The 17,037-nt window shown below is 61.0% G+C and carries 10 protein-coding genes; 7 read left to right on the top strand and 3 right to left on the bottom strand.

The window, feature by feature from the left end; translation table 11 throughout:
- Nucleotides 1–21: 21 nt before the first annotated feature.
- The 4 genes from uvrB (at nt 22) to HWU94_RS06445 (ending at nt 5,417) form a co-directional block, all read left to right on the top strand.
- On the top strand, nt 22–2,166 hold the full coding sequence (gene uvrB / locus HWU94_RS06460; RefSeq protein WP_185172997.1) for an excinuclease ABC subunit UvrB: 2,145 nt from the start codon (nt 22–24) through the stop codon (nt 2,164–2,166).
- Between the two features lie 78 nt (nt 2,167–2,244).
- The gene (locus tag HWU94_RS06455; protein WP_185172996.1) at nt 2,245–3,453 is read left to right on the top strand and encodes an MFS transporter; all 1,209 of its coding nucleotides are present in this window, start codon (nt 2,245–2,247) and stop codon (nt 3,451–3,453) included.
- Nucleotides 3,454–3,616: 163 nt separating this feature from the next.
- Entirely contained in the window at nt 3,617–4,813 is a 1,197-nt protein-coding gene (locus HWU94_RS06450; protein ID WP_185172995.1) for a TerC family protein, read from the top strand.
- Nucleotides 4,814–5,012: 199 nt separating this feature from the next.
- Entirely contained in the window at nt 5,013–5,417 is a 405-nt protein-coding gene (locus HWU94_RS06445) for an SdpI family protein (protein ID WP_185172994.1), read from the top strand.
- A gap of 59 nt (nt 5,418–5,476) precedes the next feature.
- Here the strand turns inward: HWU94_RS06445 and HWU94_RS06440 are convergent, their stop codons facing one another.
- Nucleotides 5,477–6,889, bottom strand: a complete 1,413-nt coding sequence (locus tag HWU94_RS06440; RefSeq protein WP_185172993.1) for an alpha/beta fold hydrolase — start codon at nt 6,887–6,889, stop codon at nt 5,477–5,479.
- Between the two features lie 175 nt (nt 6,890–7,064).
- On the opposite strand from HWU94_RS06440, the gene HWU94_RS06435 reads away from it, so the two are divergent.
- On the top strand, nt 7,065–9,095 hold the full coding sequence (locus HWU94_RS06435; protein ID WP_185172992.1) for a M3 family metallopeptidase: 2,031 nt from the start codon (nt 7,065–7,067) through the stop codon (nt 9,093–9,095).
- On the opposite strand, the gene HWU94_RS06430 is transcribed toward HWU94_RS06435, so the two are convergent.
- Nucleotides 9,092–11,695 carry an RNA helicase gene (locus tag HWU94_RS06430; protein ID WP_185172991.1) on the bottom strand — a complete coding sequence of 868 codons (2,604 nt, stop codon included), beginning with the start codon at nt 11,693–11,695 and terminating at the stop codon, nt 9,092–9,094. The two genes, HWU94_RS06435 and HWU94_RS06430, sit on opposite strands and share 4 nt — an antisense overlap.
- A gap of 344 nt (nt 11,696–12,039) precedes the next feature.
- Between HWU94_RS06430 and HWU94_RS06425 the strand changes: the two genes are divergently transcribed.
- Entirely contained in the window at nt 12,040–13,689 is a 1,650-nt protein-coding gene (locus tag HWU94_RS06425) for an ABC transporter ATP-binding protein (protein WP_185172990.1), read from the top strand.
- The gene (locus HWU94_RS06420) at nt 13,682–15,424 is read left to right on the top strand and encodes an ABC transporter ATP-binding protein (protein ID WP_185172989.1); all 1,743 of its coding nucleotides are present in this window, start codon (nt 13,682–13,684) and stop codon (nt 15,422–15,424) included. The genes HWU94_RS06425 and HWU94_RS06420 overlap by 8 nt, the downstream gene beginning before the upstream one ends.
- Nucleotides 15,425–15,501: 77 nt before the next feature.
- Here the strand turns inward: HWU94_RS06420 and HWU94_RS06415 are convergent, their stop codons facing one another.
- The gene (locus HWU94_RS06415; protein ID WP_185172988.1) at nt 15,502–17,010 is read right to left on the bottom strand and encodes an OFA family MFS transporter; all 1,509 of its coding nucleotides are present in this window, start codon (nt 17,008–17,010) and stop codon (nt 15,502–15,504) included.
- Between the last annotated feature and the right edge of the window lie 27 nt (nt 17,011–17,037).

Here is a 17,037-nt window from a genome sequence, read left to right as displayed (position 1 = left end):
TTTTTCGGTAGGGTAGAGGGCATGAGCCTTGCCCAAGAAATTAACCGCGTCGTTGCACCTTTTGAAGTTGTCTCTGAGTATCAGCCGGCTGGTGACCAGCCCAAGGCAATCGCGGAGCTGACTGAGCGCGTCCAGAACGGTGAAAAAGACATCGTGCTCATGGGTGCCACCGGCACTGGTAAATCTGCAACGTCTGCCTGGCTCATTGAGGCCGTCCAGCGCCCTACCCTGGTCATGGTGCAAAACAAGACCCTGGCTGCCCAGCTGGCCAACGAACTGCGCGAGCTGCTGCCCAACAACGCTGTTGAGTACTTCGTTTCCTACTACGACTACTACCAGCCCGAAGCCTACGTGCCGCAGACCGACACCTTCATCGAAAAAGACTCATCCATCAACGAAGAAGTCGAACGCCTGCGCCACTCCGCTACCAACTCCCTGCTGACCCGCCGCGATGTTGTGGTGGTTGCTACCGTCTCCTGCATCTACGGCCTGGGTACCCCCGAAGAATACGTTGCCCAGATGGTGACCCTGCGCCAGGGCGAAGAAATCGACCGGGACGAGCTGCTGCGCCGGTTCGTCTCCATGCAGTATGCCCGCAACGACCTAGACTTCCACCGCGGCACCTTCCGCGTCCGCGGCGATACCGTCGAAATCATCCCCATGTACGAAGAAAATGCGATCCGTATCGAGTTCTTTGGCGACGAAATTGAAGCTATCTACACCCTGCACCCGCTCACCGGCGAGGTCATCCGCGAAGAAACCGAAATGTACGTCTTCCCGGCCTCCCACTACGTAGCCGGCGCCGAACGCATGGCCCGAGCCATTGCGTCCATCGAGGATGAGCTGCGCGACCGCCTGCAGGAGCTGGAGTCCCAGAACAAACTGGTGGAAGCCCAGCGCCTGCGCATGCGCACCCAGTATGACCTTGAGATGATGGAGCAGATGGGCTTCTGCAACGGCATCGAAAACTACTCCAGCCACATCGACGGGCGCGCTCGCGGCACAGCCCCGCACTGCCTGCTGGACTACTTCCCCGATGACTTCCTGCTCATCGTCGACGAATCCCACGTGACCATTCCCCAGATCGGTGCCATGTTTGAGGGCGATATGAGCCGTAAGCGCACCCTGGTTGAACACGGCTTCCGCCTGCCCTCAGCCATGGACAACCGCCCCCTCAAGTGGGAGGAATTCCTCGACCGCATCGGCCAGACCGTCTACCTCTCAGCTACCCCCGGTAAGTACGAGCTGGCCCAGGCTGACGGGGTAGTGGAACAGATTATTCGACCCACCGGCCTGGTCGACCCCGAAATCGTGGTCAAGCCGACCGAGGGGCAGATTGACGACCTGCTCGAAGAGATCCGTGTGCGGGTGGAGCGCGACGAGCGCGTGCTGGTCACGACCCTGACTAAGCGTATGGCTGAGGACCTCACCGACTACCTGCTGGAGCACGGGGTTAAGGTGCAGTACCTGCACTCCGATGTTGATACCCTGCGCCGTGTGGAGCTGCTCAGCGAGCTGCGCCAGGGCGTCTTCGATGTGCTGGTGGGTATCAACCTGCTGCGTGAGGGCCTAGACCTGCCCGAGGTTTCCCTGGTTGCTATTTTGGACGCTGACAAGCAGGGCTTCTTGCGCTCCACCACCTCCCTGATTCAGACCATCGGCCGAGCCGCCCGTAATGTGGGCGGTCAGGTGCACATGTACGCCGATAAAATCACCGACTCCATGCGCACCGCTATCGACGAAACCAACCGTCGCCGCGAGATTCAGCAGGCCTACAACCGCGAGCACGGCATCGACCCCCAGCCCCTGCGCAAGAAAATTGCCGACATCACCGACGTCCTGGCTCGCGAGTCAGAAGACACCGCAGAGCTCCTTGCCGCCCGCAAGGGGGCATCGGGCAAGCTGGCTCCGGTCAAGAAGGGCACCAAGTACGCGGCGACCAGCCCCGAAGCCGAAGAGCTCTTCAAGAAGGCAGAAGCCCGGGTGCGTCAGGACGGCCTTGCGGCAGCTCCCGCCGAAGATTTGCTGGGTCTGATCGAAGAGATGCACGCCCAGATGATGCAGGCCGCCGAAGAGCTCAAGTTTGAGCTGGCGGGTCGCTTGCGCGATGAAATTGCCGACCTGAAGAAGGAGCTACGCGCTATGCAGGAAGCCGGGCACGCCTAAGCACCCGGGGGTCTTTAGAAGCTCGTGGGTTTAGTGTAGACTGGTGCAGTTTGTGTCAACACCACCTCGGGAGGTTCGATGAGCCAGAAAACCGCGCGTCCCAGCGTTGCCCGCATGCCGGGTATGCCCCAGATTCTGCTTACCTTCGGGCTGACCATTTGCAGTCTATCTATCCTGCTTCCTGCCTCGCCGGCTTGGGCGCTGGTAGGTGGGGCAGGTTCCCTGGGTGCGGGTGCCACCAACGCGGTGCTCATGGCTGTCACCGTAGCTACCCAGTTCAGCGTCCCCGCTCTCACCCGCCGCTTCTCCTGGGCGCTCGTGCTGCCGGTGGGTACCCTCTTTATGGGGTTGCCCTCCCTCATTCAGGCTCTGAGCCCCGATCTGCTCAACGTCCTTGTTACCTCGGGTCTGCGCGGTATCGGCTTCGGTATTGTCACCGTCTGTTGCTCATCGGCTATGTCCTACCTCATTCCTGTCGAGTACCGCGGGCGGGCCGTCGGGCTCTACGGGCTGGCAGCTGCAGGTGCCCAGATGTTCTTCACCCCCGTCGCCCCCTGGGCTCTCGACACCTTCGGCTACCGCTCGGTAATCTCAGCCGGGGTAATCGCAGCAATAGCAGCTCCCTTCGCCCTGCAGCTAGGCCGACTGGTTGACCACTTCATGGAAGAGCAAAGGGCCGGTGAACAGGGGAACGACGCCACCCCTGCAACTTCCACCGCAACCATCATCGCCCGCATCTGGCCCGCGCTGCTGACCCTTACACTCGTCACCAGCGTCGGCGGTGCTTTCATGACCTTCTCCACCGAAATCGCCCCCACTGCCACCTTGGCGACCGGTGCCCTGCTCCTGCTCTGTGCCCTGGCAACCCCCACCCGTCTCTATGGCGGTTCCCTCACCGACCGGTTCGGCACCCGCCTACTCATGACCCCGGTGCTGGCCCTCACGGCCTTGGGCGTCGCCTTTGTCGGCTGGGTCAATGGCGCGAGCCTGCCTTCAGTCATCTTCCTCCTGGCTGGTGCAACCCTGATCGGGTTCGGCTACGGCTTCCTACAGTCGGTCACCATGGTGCGTGCCCTGTCGGACGCCGGTGGGGCGGACGCCACCCAGCGGGCGTCCGTCGCTTGGAACTCCCACTTCGACATCGGCACCGGCCTCGGCTCTCTTGCCATCGGTGCCGCCGCGCAGGCGACCAGCTTTGCCGCAGCCTGGGCGGGCGCGGCCGTCCTGCTCCTGGTCTGTGCCATCGTGCTCGGCCTTAAGGACGCCCGCGCGTCTGTTCAAAAGTAAGAAGATGGGTTATAGTTGTAGACCGAGCAAGGGAGTATCCCACTAATTCCTGCATCGTCAGCACGTTGATCGAAGGCGCCCAACCGGAGCAGGAAACCACCCTCAACGGTGGTGGGAGAGACTTGTGGATTTTGGCAAACCCCAACCACAAGAAAGGCTCCCAATGCATATCACTGGGTTGCAGTGGGGTGTAACGATTGCGTTCATCCTGGCACTGCTTGCTTACGACTTCTTCTTCCACGTGCGTAAAGCGCACGAACCCACCATCAAGGAAGCCGCGATTTGGTCGGCCGTCTACGTGGGTATCGCCCTGCTCTTTGGTCTGGTCATCCTCTTCTGGGACGGCACCCAGTTCGCCGCTGAATACTATGGCGGCTACATCACCGAGAAGGCTTTGAGTGTCGATAACCTCTTTGTCTTCCTGATTATCATGGCCTCCTTCAAGGTGCCGCGCGAAGACCAGCAAAAGGTGCTGCTCTTCGGTATTATCTTCGCCATGATCGCCCGCACCATCTTCATCCTGATTGGTGCTGCCGCTATTGAGCGCTGGAGCTGGGTCTTCTACCTCTTCGGCCTGATCCTGATTTACACCGCCGGTAACCTCATCAAGGGTGAAGTCACCGACAAGGAAGAAGAGGACGAAGCCAACAACTTCGTCGTTCGCCTGGCTAAGAAGATGTTCAACACCGTTGACTACTACGACGGTGACAAGCTCTTCACCGTAGAAAACGGCAAGAAGGTCATGACCCCCATGCTGCTGGTCATGGTAGCTATCGGTGGTACCGACATCCTCTTCGCCCTGGACTCCATCCCCGCAATCTTCGGTCTGACCCAGGAAGCTTACATCGTCTTCACCGCGACCGCCTTCTCACTGATGGGTCTGCGCCAGCTCTACTTCCTGATTGACGGCCTGCTGGACCGCCTCATCTACCTCTCATGGGGCCTGTCCATCATCCTGGCCTTCATCGGTGTGAAGCTGCTGCTGCACGCTCTGCACGAGAACACCCTGCCCTTCATCAACGACGGCCAGCCGGTTCACGTTGTTGAAGTGACCATCGGCTTCTCACTGGCCGTTATCGTGGGCGTGCTGATTGTGACCGTCCTGGCCTCCCTGCTCTCACCCAAGGGCAAGGCCCTGGCAACCATCCAGCGTGTTCAGACCCTGTCTGAGAAGTACCTGAACCTGCCCGCCGATGCCCCTGAGGCTGAGCGTGCTGAGATTCAGAGCAAGCTTGATGCTGAGGTGGCTAAGTCCCGCGAGATTCCGCAGAAGTACCGCGACGAGCTGATTGAGTCTGAGAACGAGTACCAGGACCTGGTACGTCGTGCCCGCACCGCTCACGCCGAGCGCAGCGCCTAACCGGCGGTAGGCGTCCGCCCCAATAACCAGGGGTGCGGACGCCCTCCCCGGCTTCACAACCGCTGGCCCCATCCCGAGAGGGAAGGGGCCAGCGGTCTTTGCATGTGGCGGTGTCATAAGGATTGGAGCTCTAGAACTAGATTTCAGGTTTGAGTAGAATTGACCTTAACCCCTGTTTTTGCCCAAGAAGGGAGTGTCCATGTCTGCAACCGAGTATCTACCCCTGGTCTTTTGTCTGCTCTTGCTGGGTGGGCTCTTTCTGGCCATAGCCCGCATGGGTGCAGCCGGCACCCTGCGCCGTAACGGACTGGTGGGCGTCCGCACCGCAGCAACCATGCAGTCGGATGCCGCCTGGTACGCGGCCCATAGGGCGATTGCCCCTGCGCTGCGAATCTGCGCCTGGGCTCAGATCGCCGGGGCAGCCGTCGTCCTGACCCTGGGGTTGATGTCCCACAATTCCTCAGTTATTCCGGTTGGCCTCACCTTTCTGACTCTTCCCACCATCGCCATGGTGGTAGCTGCCATGACAAGAGGAACGTCTGCCGCCAACGACGCCCACCGGGCCTGGGAACAAGACCAGCAGGCCTCCCCAACCCATCACTGAATAAAAAGGCCGAGAGGTGCAGCTGCACCCCTCGGCCTTCTTGTTATAGCTAAACTCCCTTAGCGCATATCAGCCAGCAGGTTCTTCAGGTGGCCCAGAATCAGGGGGCCGTCAGCACCCAGACCGTCATGGTGGTGGGTCTTAGACGTCCACACACGGGTGTTACCCACAAACTCGGCGGTCTTCATCGAATGGGCGTAATCCACGTACACATCGGGCACGTAGGCCGCTGCAACCAGGGGCACCTCGTTGCGGGCCAGCTGGTCGTGGTCGTAGAGGCGGCCCCAGTCCTTCTTCTCAGCCAGCAGCTGGGCAACCCCAGCCAGCGGACGCAGAGCCGGGTCCTCCTCGTAATACCAGGGGAAGATATGCTCACCGGTCAGCAGCAGGGGAGAGGCGTCCTCGGCAAAGTCCGGGCGCTCCGCGTACATGCGGGCTGCAGACCAGTTCGTCGGTGAAGCAGAGGGCGAGGTTCCCCCCAGCTCCTGGGCGGGGCCGTCCGCATAAATCGTCTCATGTAGCAGGCCGTAGAGGGGGCCAGCCTGGAAGCTGACCTGGGCGCTAACCTCTGTCAGGAACTGGTCAGAGAGCCACTTATCAGACTCAGCAAAAGCCGACTCCAGTACATAGTGCAGGCCCCTAGCCCGGCCGTTACCCCCCAGAATATTGCCTAGCATCTGGAAGCGGTGCGGGGTCAGGCGCTCGCCGGTGGGCAGGTATTCCTCGTTCTTAGCCAGGTGCTCGCAGATACGGACGGCCAGGTCCTTATCTTCGGGGTACCAGCCGTAGTATTCCTCGGTGCGCTCCTTCATACGGTCGAGGGTGGAGCGGTAAACGTCATCCACGTGGGAACGGATGGGGGCAAGCCCGGCGGTCATGCGGGAATCCTTGACGGACTCGGGCGCAAAGGAAAGGTAGGAGAGGGTCAAGAAGCCACCGAAGCTCTGGCCCATGGTCGACCAGCGCTTGTCTGTGCGGTCGGCCAGCAGGATTTCGCGGACGACCTCGGCGTCGGCAATGATGGAGTCGGCGCGGAAGAGCTCGCAGAACTCAGCCTGTACCTCGGGGCTGCCCTGGGCGGTGATGATGCGGGCAGAGAGCGGGGTGGAATTGCCGGTGCCGCGCTGATCCAGCAGAATCAGGCGGTGGGTCTTGGCAAGTTCCTGTACCCAGCCGCCTTCAGAGATAGGGCGGGGGCTCTTGCCGCCGGGGCCGCCCTGCAGGTAGACCATGTAGGGGCGCTCCTCGACGGGGGTGGTGAGGGCATCAGAGGTGTCGATAACTTCGCGGGCGAAGACAGTGATGGTCTGGTCGGCAAAGCGGGATTCCAGGGCTGCCGCTTCACCCTTGCCGTAGATGAGCCCGTGGGTTAGGGGTACGGTGAACCAGTGGTCTACCAGTTTGAGGGAGTCGATGGTGTGGGTGGCGCCGACGCGGTGGGTCGGCTGGGGCAGGCGGGGGTGGGTAGGCATGGGGCTCCTTTGCACACAAGTAAGGTCTTTCTTCTACCGATAGGCTACCCTAGCTTCCCGGCACGGGCTCAGAGGTGGTGCGTAAGAAGTTCTAATGTGACCGCTTTAGGCGAGAGCACCCCTAGAATGTGACTGAGGTTACCGATTCAGGGTGCAAATGCAGTAACCTATCTGCATGACACAGAATCCCCTGCTCACAGAATCTTCCCTGCCCTACCGTCTGCCCAATTTCGCTGCAATCCGTGCAGAACACTACCTGCCCGCACTAGAGATTGGTCTGGCTGAAGCCCGCTCAACCTATACCGCAATCGCAGAGCTCACCGATGAGCCCACCTTCGATAATGTGGTTGCCCCGCTGGAACGCCCCAGCGATACCCTCGAACGAACCACCAAGGTCTTTTACAACCTGGTATCGGCGGACGGCACCCCCGAACTGCTAGCCCTCGAAGGGGATATCACCGAAAAACTCACCCAGCTTGAGAATGACCTCTACCTCAACCCCGCTATCTACTCTAAGCTCGATGCCGTCTACCGGGGCCGTCATGAGGCAGGGCTGACGGACGAACAGGTGCGCCTGACCGAGAAACTTCACCAGAGCTTCACCCTAGCCGGAGCTGCCCTGAGCGATGCTGACCGTGAGGAACTCGCTAGCTTGAACCTTGCTATTGCCCAGGCCCAAACCGCCTACGGCCAGCAGGTTACTCGGGACCTGAATGCGGCGGCCGTCCTGATCACCGATGAAGCTGATATGGCCGGTATGCCCGCATCAAATAAGGATGCTGCCCGCGCGGCAGCTGTTGCCGCCGGGCATGAGGACGGCTGGCTTCTTACTTTTGAGCTCTATACCCAGCAGCCTGCCCTGGCTCACCTCTCAGACCGGGCGGTGCGCCAGCGCGTCTATACCGCCAGCGTAGAACGAGGCAATGAGACCTGGGCTATGGCTGCTGAGATTGCAGCCCTGCGAGCGCAAAAAGCTGCCCTGCTCGGTTTTGACTCTTTTGCGGCACTGGCGGTTGCTGATCGCACGGCAGGAACTCCCGAAGCCGTTGAGAGACTGTTTGCTCAGACCATTGAACCGGCTATGCGGAATGCTGACCGGGAGGCCCGTGCGATTGCGGCGCTGGCAGTTGAGGACGGTATAGACAAGCTCGAACCCTGGGACATGACCTATTACTCAGAGAAGGTCAAAGCCCGGGAATACGCTGTTGACCCTGAATCCCTGCAACCCTACTTTGAGCTCAACCGGGTGCTTGAGGACGGGGTCTTCTATGCTGCCAGTCGGGTCTATGGGCTGAGTTTTACCGAACGCACTGATCTTGCTGGCTACCACGAGCAGGTGCGTATCTGGGAGGTATTTGATGCCGATGACAGCCCCCTGGGGCTCTTCCTGGGGGATTTCTTTACCCGTGATACTAAGCGCGGTGGGGCCTGGATGAACACCTTTGTTGACCAGTCCCGGGCTGAGGGTACCCGCCCGGTGGTGGTCAATAACCTCAACATTCCGGCCCCGGCTGAAGGGCAGCCGGCTTTCGTTACCTTTGACGAGGTCAATACCCTCTTTCACGAGTTCGGGCATGCCCTGCACGGCCTGCTCTCTGATACGGAGTACCGCTCCCTGTCGGGTGCCAGCGTTGAGCGGGACATCGTGGAGTACCCCAGCCAGGTCAATGAGATGTGGATGCTCCACCCGGAGATTCTGCCTAACTACGCTGTGCATTACCAGACCGGGGAGCCGGTGCCTGCCCATCTGATTGAGGCCGTACTCGCGGCTGAAACCTGGGGCCAGGGTCAGGCCACGGTGGAGTACCTGCGTGCCGCTGCCCTGGACTGGTCCTGGCATAAGCTACCCGCCCAGAGGAATGCCACCCCGGTAGAAGACCCCAGGGCTTTTGAGCAGCAGGCCCTGACCGAGTTAGGGCTGTGGCACGAGCTGGTGGAATCCCGTTACCGCACCAGCTACCTCAACCACACTTTCAGTGGCGGGTACGCGGCGGGCTACTACTCCTACCTGTGGGCTGAGGTGTTCGATGCGGATACGGTCGCCTGGTATGAGGCTAACGGTGGGCTAACCCGTGAGAATGGGGACGCCTTCCGCCGCCATATTCTGGCGGTCGGCGGAACCCAGCCCATCCCCGAGGCCTTCAAAGCAATGACCGGACGCGAGGCCGACACGGCCCCGTTGTTGAAGCGGCGGGGGCTGGCCTAGAAAGCCCCCACGCTCTCAATCAGCACCACGGGCGCGCCTTCCTTGTCTGAGGCGTCCAGGTCGACCCTGGCGACAATCCCGAAATCGTGGTTGTCGTCGGGGTCGGCAAAAACCTGACGAACCTTCCACACTCCGGGGTGCTCAGCCGTGTTGTCATCAATCTCAATCAGGCGCGGGGAGCGGGCCTCGGCGTCCGTATAGATATCCTCGTACTCCTCAAAATAGTCGTCCATCGCCTCAGCCCAGCGGTCGGCGTCCCAACCCGAGCGTTCGCCGTCCAGCTCGCCCAGGAGGTGGTCGCGCTCGTCCGCAAAGAGCTCCACCCGGCGGAACATCGCGTTGCGCACCATCACCTTAAAGGCGCGGACGTTGCTCGTCACCTTGGGGGTAGACTCGGCAACGAGCTCTTCGAGAGAGTCCTGTACGGGGATGCCTTCTTCGCCGGCGGCCAGGCGCTCCCACTCGTCCACCAGGGATGAGTCGGTCTGGCGGATAACCTCGCCCAGCCACTCGATCACGTCGGTGAGCTCATCGGTCAGGGCAGATAGGGGCACGGTCTGGCGCAGGGCCTTGTAGGCGTCCGACAGGTAGCGCAGCAGAATACCCTCGGAACGCTCAAGCCCGTAGAACTGGATGTAGTCGCCAAAGCCCATGGCCCGCTCATACATATCGCGCACCACGCTCTTGGGCTCTACCTCAAACTCCTTCATAAAGGGAGCGCCCGCCGAGTAGGTCTCAAAGGCCTGTTCTAGCAGGTCAGCCAGGGGCTGCGGGTAGGTGATTTTGTCGAGCTCAGCCATACGCTCGTTGTAGTCCAGCCCCTCAGCCTTCATCTCGGCCAGGGCCTCACTCTTAGCCTTCTTCTCCTGACCAATCAGCACCTGGCGGGGCTTTTCCAGGGTGGACTCAATCACCGAGACAGCATCGAGAGCGTAGGACTCCGACTCCTTATCGAGCAGAGACAGCGAAGCCAGCGCGAAGGGGGAGAGCGGCTGGTTCAGGGCGAAGTTCTCCTGCAGCGAGACGGTCAGGCGCACGGTGCGGCCAAACTCGTCGGGCTCCGGCAGGCGCTCCACCACGCCCCCGTTGAGCAGCTCCCGGTAGATGCCAATCGCCTTGCGCTTGAGGGCACGCTGCTTAATCGGCGGCTCGTGGTTGGCGGTGAGGAAGAGCATGACGGTCTCAAAGGGGTCAGCCTCACGCTGCAGCATATTGAGCATCATGGAGTGGGTCATCTGGAAGGACGAGGTCAGCGGTTCGGGTTCTGCGGCAATAATCTGCTCGAAAGTCTTGTCGCTCCATGCCACAAAGCCCTGCGGGGGCTTCTTCTTTTTACCCCGCAGCGACTGGGCCATCTTCTTCTCATCCCCGTTGAACTTCTCCCGGGCCTTGGCCTCAAGCCGGTCGTTCTCAATCTCGTGTTCGGGGGCCTGAACCACCACGTAACCGGCCGTGTCAAAGCCAGCCCGGCCCGCGCGTCCTGCAATCTGGTGGAACTCGCGGGACTTCAGGCGGCGGGTGCGCTGCCCGTCAAACTTGGAAAGGGCGGTTACGAGCACCGTGCGGATGGGGACGTTAATACCCACACCCAGCGTATCGGTACCGCAAATGACCTTGAGCAGGCCCGCCTGGGCTAGCTGTTCCACCAGGCGACGGTACTTGGGCAGCATGCCGGCATGGTGAATGCCGATACCGTTCTTGATGTACTTCTGTAGCTGCTTACCGAAGCCCGCCGAGTAGCGGAAGCCGGCGGTCAGCTCGTTGATACGCTCCTTGTCTTCCTTAGAGGCAATAGCCAGGCTCATGAGCGAAGCGGCTGTATCGATGGCCTGGAGCTGGGAGAAATGCACAATGTAGACCGGAGCCTGGTGGGTGCTCACTAGCTCGTCTACCTTCTCAACCAGGGGCTCCCGGGAGTAGGTGTAGTTGAGCGGAATGGGGCGGGTCTCGCTGGTGACCAGGGAGGTCTGCCGCCCGGTGAGCTCCGTCAGCTCACGCTCAAAACGGCTGGTATCGCCCAGGGTTGCGCTCATAAGCAGGAACTGGGCCTGGGGCAGGTCAAGCAGGGGAGCCTGCCAAGCCCAACCGCGCTGGGGGTCAGAGTAGAAATGGAACTCATCCATGACCACCTGGGTCAGATCAGCCCCTTCACCCTCACGCAGCACAATATTGGCAAGAATCTCGGCGGTGCAACAGACGATGGGGGCATCGGCGTTAATAGAAGAATCGCCGGTCACCATACCCACGTTCTCAGCCCCAAAAATCTCGCAGAGATCAAAGAACTTCTCAGACACCAGGGCCTTAATAGGGGCGGTGTAGTAGGAGCGCTGGCCGGTCGCCAAACCCATAAAATGAGCCGCAACCGCCACCGTCGACTTACCCGACCCCGTGGGGGTCGCCAAAATGACGTTGTTGCCCGCAGCCAAATCAAGCACAGCTTCGTCCTGGGCCGGGTAGAGCTGCATGCCGCGAGCCTCAATCCAAGCCAGAAAGGCCTCGTAGGCTTCATCGCCCGTGAGCGGGTTAGAGGCAAAATCGCCACGGAAATAGGGCTTGCTGTTATCGGCTAAAGAGGGGGAGAGAAAGGGAAGAATCTTCATGGTTCTTCTAGTTTAATAGACCGGTCAAGATAAAGGCGGGTATGACGCTTGTCAAACCTGCCTAGAGTGTTCTAAGGTAAAGGGCAGAACTTAACCGCATATCTAGCTCACGAAAGGAGGCCCGCGAAATGAATAATCGACCTATTCCCTTCAACAGCCTCCCCGTGGGTAGACACATCGATGGTGCGCTCGCTTCTAGCCCGACTGCCGGTTAGACGAGTACGATAACCTGACGTAGACACACCTATCGGGGCAAGCGAACCCGGTAGGTATTTTATGCCCTGCGGGTTTTTCCCTCACACACGACCTGCACACCCGCACGCACACGCTGAAAGAGTAGCCTGATGGCTGAGATGACTGACGAGATAAAGACGCCCAAAGAAAAAGTTAAGTTCCGTATCGCCCCGCCGGGCTTCCGCTGGCGGCCCCTCTTCTTTCTGCCCTTCCCACTCGATATTCTGACCTCCCTCGCCCTGGTCTTTCTGCCGGTTCTGGTAGGCACGATTATCGACCTGCACACCTCAGGCGATGAGGCAGGCGCCTGGCGACTGGTCTGGTTGCTGGTGGGCGTGGTGGTCTACCTGTCGGTCGTTGAGTTCGTGGGCTGGGGCATCACCTTTAGGGTAGTAGCCCGCATCGAGAGGGACTGGCGGCTCTACATCGCCCACCTAATCTCCCGCAGCCCCAACCGCGATACCGGTGCCCTCATTGCGATTTTGAATAAGGACGCCCGGGCAATGGCCGAGATGTGGGAGCCCATGATTATGGCTTTTTCTGCGGTGGGCGTGACCGCCCTGGGCACCTGGCAGCTCTGGCGCATTAGCCCGGCGATTGCGGTGGTGGCTCTGGGCGGGCTGATTCTCACCATGCTGACCCTCACCTGGATTTCCAAACTCTTGGAAAAGCACGCGGATATTTTCCGTGACAAGGTGGGGGTGTCTACCTCCCGGGCTTCAGATATTGCCTCTTCGATTCGCACTATTTTGGGCCTGGGCGCCCAGCGCCGCATGATGGACCGCTACGGGGCAACGGCCCAGGATGTCTACACCTCCCAGATCCGCCTGGAGAGCGTGCAGACCTGGTCTTATGCAGTGCGTAATTTTCTGGTAGGTACCGTAACCTGGGTAGTAATCGCCCTGGCCCTGCGTGGGGCTGCCCCTGAGGGCACCTGGATAACAGAGGTACCCGCGGGTCAGCTGGTCACAGTGGTTGGTCTGATTAACACCCTAACCGGCCCCATCTGGTCGGTGGAGATGCTGCTCTTTAACTGGCGCAATGCCCGTGTTGCCCTCAAGCGTGTAGATAGACTTGCGGCTGAGGTTGAGGGTAACTCTCAGGTAGAGGGTAAGGACGCCCCCGCCCCGGCGACCAGCGCCGCAGCAGGGCAGGCGCTGGTTGAGGTTCCCCGGGCCAGCACCCCGGTTCACTACATCAACCCGCGCGAAGCCGGGTTGCCAGCCCAGGACTACGCCGAAGCTCTGACCGAAGCCCTACGCCAAACTCAACCTGCCCCGGGCAGGGAACAGGCGGCGGGCGTCCTCACCGGGGGCGAGCGCGTGCTTCTTTCGGAACCCAACCCCATGATTTTTGCCGGCTCCCTGTCTGACCACCTGCAGATGGGCACCGAGGGGCTGAACCGGGAGCGCATGATTGAGCTGCTGAAGCTCACCGACTCCGAAGAAATCGCCTTCCGACTCGGTGGCCGCGACCCCGAAAAGTACCTGGCCAGCACCCTGGCCTCAGAAGGCACTAACCTCTCTGGTGGCCAGCGGCAGCGGCTGGCCCTGGCCCGGGCACTGTCCCAACCGGCGTCCGTGCTGGTGCTCACCGAACCGCTGAACTCGGTGGACGAACCCAGCCAGAAGTTCATCTTGGACCAGCTCGAAACCCATACGGGCCAGCCCGGCCCCCTCGAACACATCCGCCAGATTTACCTGGTCTCAACCACCATGGAGGTTGAGCGACGACTGAAAGCAGGTGAGGCCCGTGGCTAACCTCCTCCCCATTACCGACGGTAAGACTACCTGGAGGCTGCTGGCCCGCTCGATTCTCAAAACCCCCTGGCAGCTGATTTGGCTGGTGGTTTTGTTTGTGGCTAGCTCCGTGGCTACCCTGGTGACCCCTATTATGGTGGGGCAGCTGATTGACCGGGCTACCACCGGGCAGCTGACCGGCTACCCCTGGGCAGAGCTAGCGGTTATTGGCCTTGCTGTGGTCGCCGGTGCCCTGCTGGCCCGTGCCTGGACCTTCCAGGGACAGAAAATGGGTGTGCGCCTCAACCGCGACCTGGGCATTGACCTGGTTGGGGCCTCCCTGCAGCTGGACGCCCAAACCGTTGAGGACGCCGGCTCCGGCGACCTGGTAGCTCGCCTGACCGACGACGTCGACAGCGTGCGCCAGGTGCTGGCCACCGGCCTGCCGGAATTCGCCCATATCAGCATCTACATGCTGATTACCGCAGCTACCATCTTCACCGTCAACCCGGCCATCGGCCTGGTGACCGTGCCCATGTTTATCGTGATGACCATCGTGCTCTCGATCTTCCTACCCCGGATCGCCAAGCTCACCCGGGAAAAGACCGAGGCGGTCAGCGATCTGACCGTGGTAGCAACCGAAAATATTCGCGGTGCTGGGACCGTTGAAGAGCTGGGGATCACTGAGGCCCGTGCCCGGGTGCAGGATGAGCGCATCTGGAAAACCTTTGAGATCAGCGACCGCATGGTCGTGGTGCGCTCCATCTTCTGGGCCGTGGACGCCTTCAACTCCTTCCTGCCCCTGGTGCTCTCCATGGTCTGGGGCGCCTACTGCGTGGAGCAGGGCTGGGCGACCTGGGGCGACGTTGCAACTGCCTCCATCATGCTCTTCACTATGCGCGACAACTCGGATATCTTCACCTTCTGGCTCGACCGCCTGCGCGAAATGACCGTCACCATGGGGCGCGTCTTTGGCGTTATCGACCTGTCGAACCAGCAGCAGGCCCGCCGTGCCGCCGGGCAGGTACCTGCCCCGGCGCACCTGCCCGGGCAGGGCGCGTCCGCCCCGGTCATTAGTCTGCAGGGCGTAACCTACGGGTACGACCCGGACGCCCCCGTGATTAAGGGGGTGGACCTGCAGCTGGCGGCGGGGGAGAGCCTTGCCCTGGTAGGACGCTCCGGCTCGGGTAAGACCACCCTTGCCCGCCTGATTGCCGGGTCGCTCACCGCAGACAGCGGCACCGTGCAGGTCGGTAGTCAGCTAGTGGGCAACGGTTTGTACCCCACCCAGCCCGATGCCAGCGGACGCCCCGCCCTGCTGATTTGCACCCAGGAGGCCCACGTCTTTGTCGGCTCCCTGGCCGAGAACATGACCGTGGCAGCCCCCGACGCTAGCGCCGAGCAGATGCTCACCGCCCTGCGGGCGGTCGGCGCCACCTGGGTCGATGACCTGCCCGAGGGGCTGGAGGGCCGGGTCGATGGCGGCAGCACAGAGCTCACCCGCGACCAGATTCAGCAGCTGGGTCTAGCCCGCATCGTGGCTGCCAACCCCCACGCGGTGATTCTGGATGAATCAACCACCCAGCTGGAACTGGCGGATGCCCGCCAGTCCCTGGCCGCGGTGATGCAGGGGCGGGCCGTTATTATCATCTCCCACGATGCCCGCATCGCCTCACTGGCTGACCGGGCCGTGCTCCTGGAAAACGGTGAACTGGTTGCAGAGGGGACCCCGGCAGAAATCTTTGCCCGCGCCTAAGAAACCTCACAGGTCTAAGATGTCTGGGCTTTATTCGCCCTGACTAAGGGGAGCCGTCAGGGCAGGGCCTCTGGTCTTTAGCTAAAAAGCGCCAGTGAGCGAATCACGGTCTGGGCCAGGCCATAGACCAAGCCGCTTGTGACGAGCAGGGTCAGGGCCCAGGCTGCCAGGGTATGCAGCGGGCCACCGGCGTTGACCCTAATTTGCTGGTCGGAGGTACCTAGCTTCCCGTGGCCCGCCAGCTTGGCTATGTCTTTCTCTGAGGCATGGTGCTTCTCGTTCACCGGCTTGACCAGCAGGTTGGCGATGAACCCAACTGCCAGCACACCCACCATGATGAAGAGGGAGGGCTGGTAGAGTTCGGCACCCGAGGCATCGGGGTTGCCGCCGCGTACGGTGTCCTGAACCAGGTTGACGATGAGCGGCCCAGCAATGCCCGCAGCTGACCAGGCGGTTAGCAGACGGCCGTGGATGGCCCCTACCTGTAGGGTGCCAAATATATCGCGCAGATAGGCCGGGATAGTGGCAAAGCCACCGCCGTAGAAGGAAATGATGATAAAAGCGGTAGCGATGAAGAGCACCAGACTGACGTTGCCGAAGAGCGCCCAGATGATGTACAGAGCCAGCCCCACACCCAGGTACATCATGTAGATGTTTTTGCGGCCGATGATATCTGAGGTCGATGACCAGATGAAGCGGCCACCCATGTTACCCAGGGACAGCAGACCGACGAAGCCGGCTGCCGCTGCAGCGGAGATGGGGAAGTAGGACTGAATCATGGGGGAGGCTGATTCCAGCAGACCGATACCGGCGGTGACGTTGGTGAACAGTACCGTCCAGAGCAGCCAGAACTGGGGAGTGCGGATAGCCTGGGCTGCGGTGACGTTCTTATTGGTGCGCATGGTGTTGGGCTTCTGCTGGGACGGGTCGAAACCGGCGGGCTTCCAGTCGGGGTGGGGGACCCTGATGACGAAAGCGCCCAGCAGAATAATAAGAGCGTAGGAGGCAGCGAGAACCAAGAATGAGGGGACGAGCGCTGATGCCTGTTCTGTCTTTTCGGCTGAGCCTGAAAAGAGTTCCATGAGCTGGGCTGATACGGGAGAAGCGATGAGCGCACCGCCGCCAAAACCCATGATGGCAAGCCCGGTGGCCATGCCCGGGCGGTCAGGGAACCACTTCATGAGAGTAGATACCGGGGAAATGTAGCCCAGACCCAGACCAACGCCGCCGAGCGCACCGTAACCCAGGAAAACTAACCACAGCTGGTTGGTGGTCACACCCAGAGACGCAATGAGAAAGCCTAGAACCCAGCAGGTTCCCGCCGTTAGCATCGACTTGCGAGGGCCAACTCGTTCCACCCAGGTACCGCCGATGGCCGCTGAGATGCCCAGCATAGCGATGGCAAGAGAGAAGACCCAGCCCACCGCGGTTTCGGTTGAGCTAAAGTGGGTGACTAGCTGGGTCTTGAAAACTGACCAGGCGTAGACCTGCCCGATACAGAGATGAATGGCAAGTGCCGCTGGCGCCATGAACCAGCGGTTAAAAGTGACGGGCGCAATGATGGCTGACCTATCAAGAACTGACATGAAGCTTTCCTCTGAGATGTATGTCTG

Source organism: Rothia nasimurium (assembly GCF_014217215.1).
Lineage (GTDB): Bacteria > Actinomycetota > Actinomycetes > Actinomycetales > Micrococcaceae > Rothia > Rothia avistercoris.
This window is presented reverse-complemented; position numbering and strand designations above follow the sequence as displayed.

Coding starts and splice junctions, on each gene's coding strand:
- uvrB (WP_185172997.1), top strand. CDS start 22: ATGAGCCTTGCCCAAGAAATTAACCGCGTCGTTGCACCTTTTGAAGTT.
- HWU94_RS06455 (WP_185172996.1), top strand. CDS start 2,245: ATGAGCCAGAAAACCGCGCGTCCCAGCGTTGCCCGCATGCCGGGTATG.
- HWU94_RS06450 (WP_185172995.1), top strand. CDS start 3,617: ATGCATATCACTGGGTTGCAGTGGGGTGTAACGATTGCGTTCATCCTG.
- HWU94_RS06445 (WP_185172994.1), top strand. CDS start 5,013: ATGTCTGCAACCGAGTATCTACCCCTGGTCTTTTGTCTGCTCTTGCTG.
- HWU94_RS06440 (WP_185172993.1), bottom strand. CDS start 6,889: ATGCCTACCCACCCCCGCCTGCCCCAGCCGACCCACCGCGTCGGCGCC.
- HWU94_RS06435 (WP_185172992.1), top strand. CDS start 7,065: ATGACACAGAATCCCCTGCTCACAGAATCTTCCCTGCCCTACCGTCTG.
- HWU94_RS06430 (WP_185172991.1), bottom strand. CDS start 11,695: ATGAAGATTCTTCCCTTTCTCTCCCCCTCTTTAGCCGATAACAGCAAG.
- HWU94_RS06425 (WP_185172990.1), top strand. CDS start 12,040: ATGGCTGAGATGACTGACGAGATAAAGACGCCCAAAGAAAAAGTTAAG.
- HWU94_RS06415 (WP_185172988.1), bottom strand. CDS start 17,010: ATGTCAGTTCTTGATAGGTCAGCCATCATTGCGCCCGTCACTTTTAAC.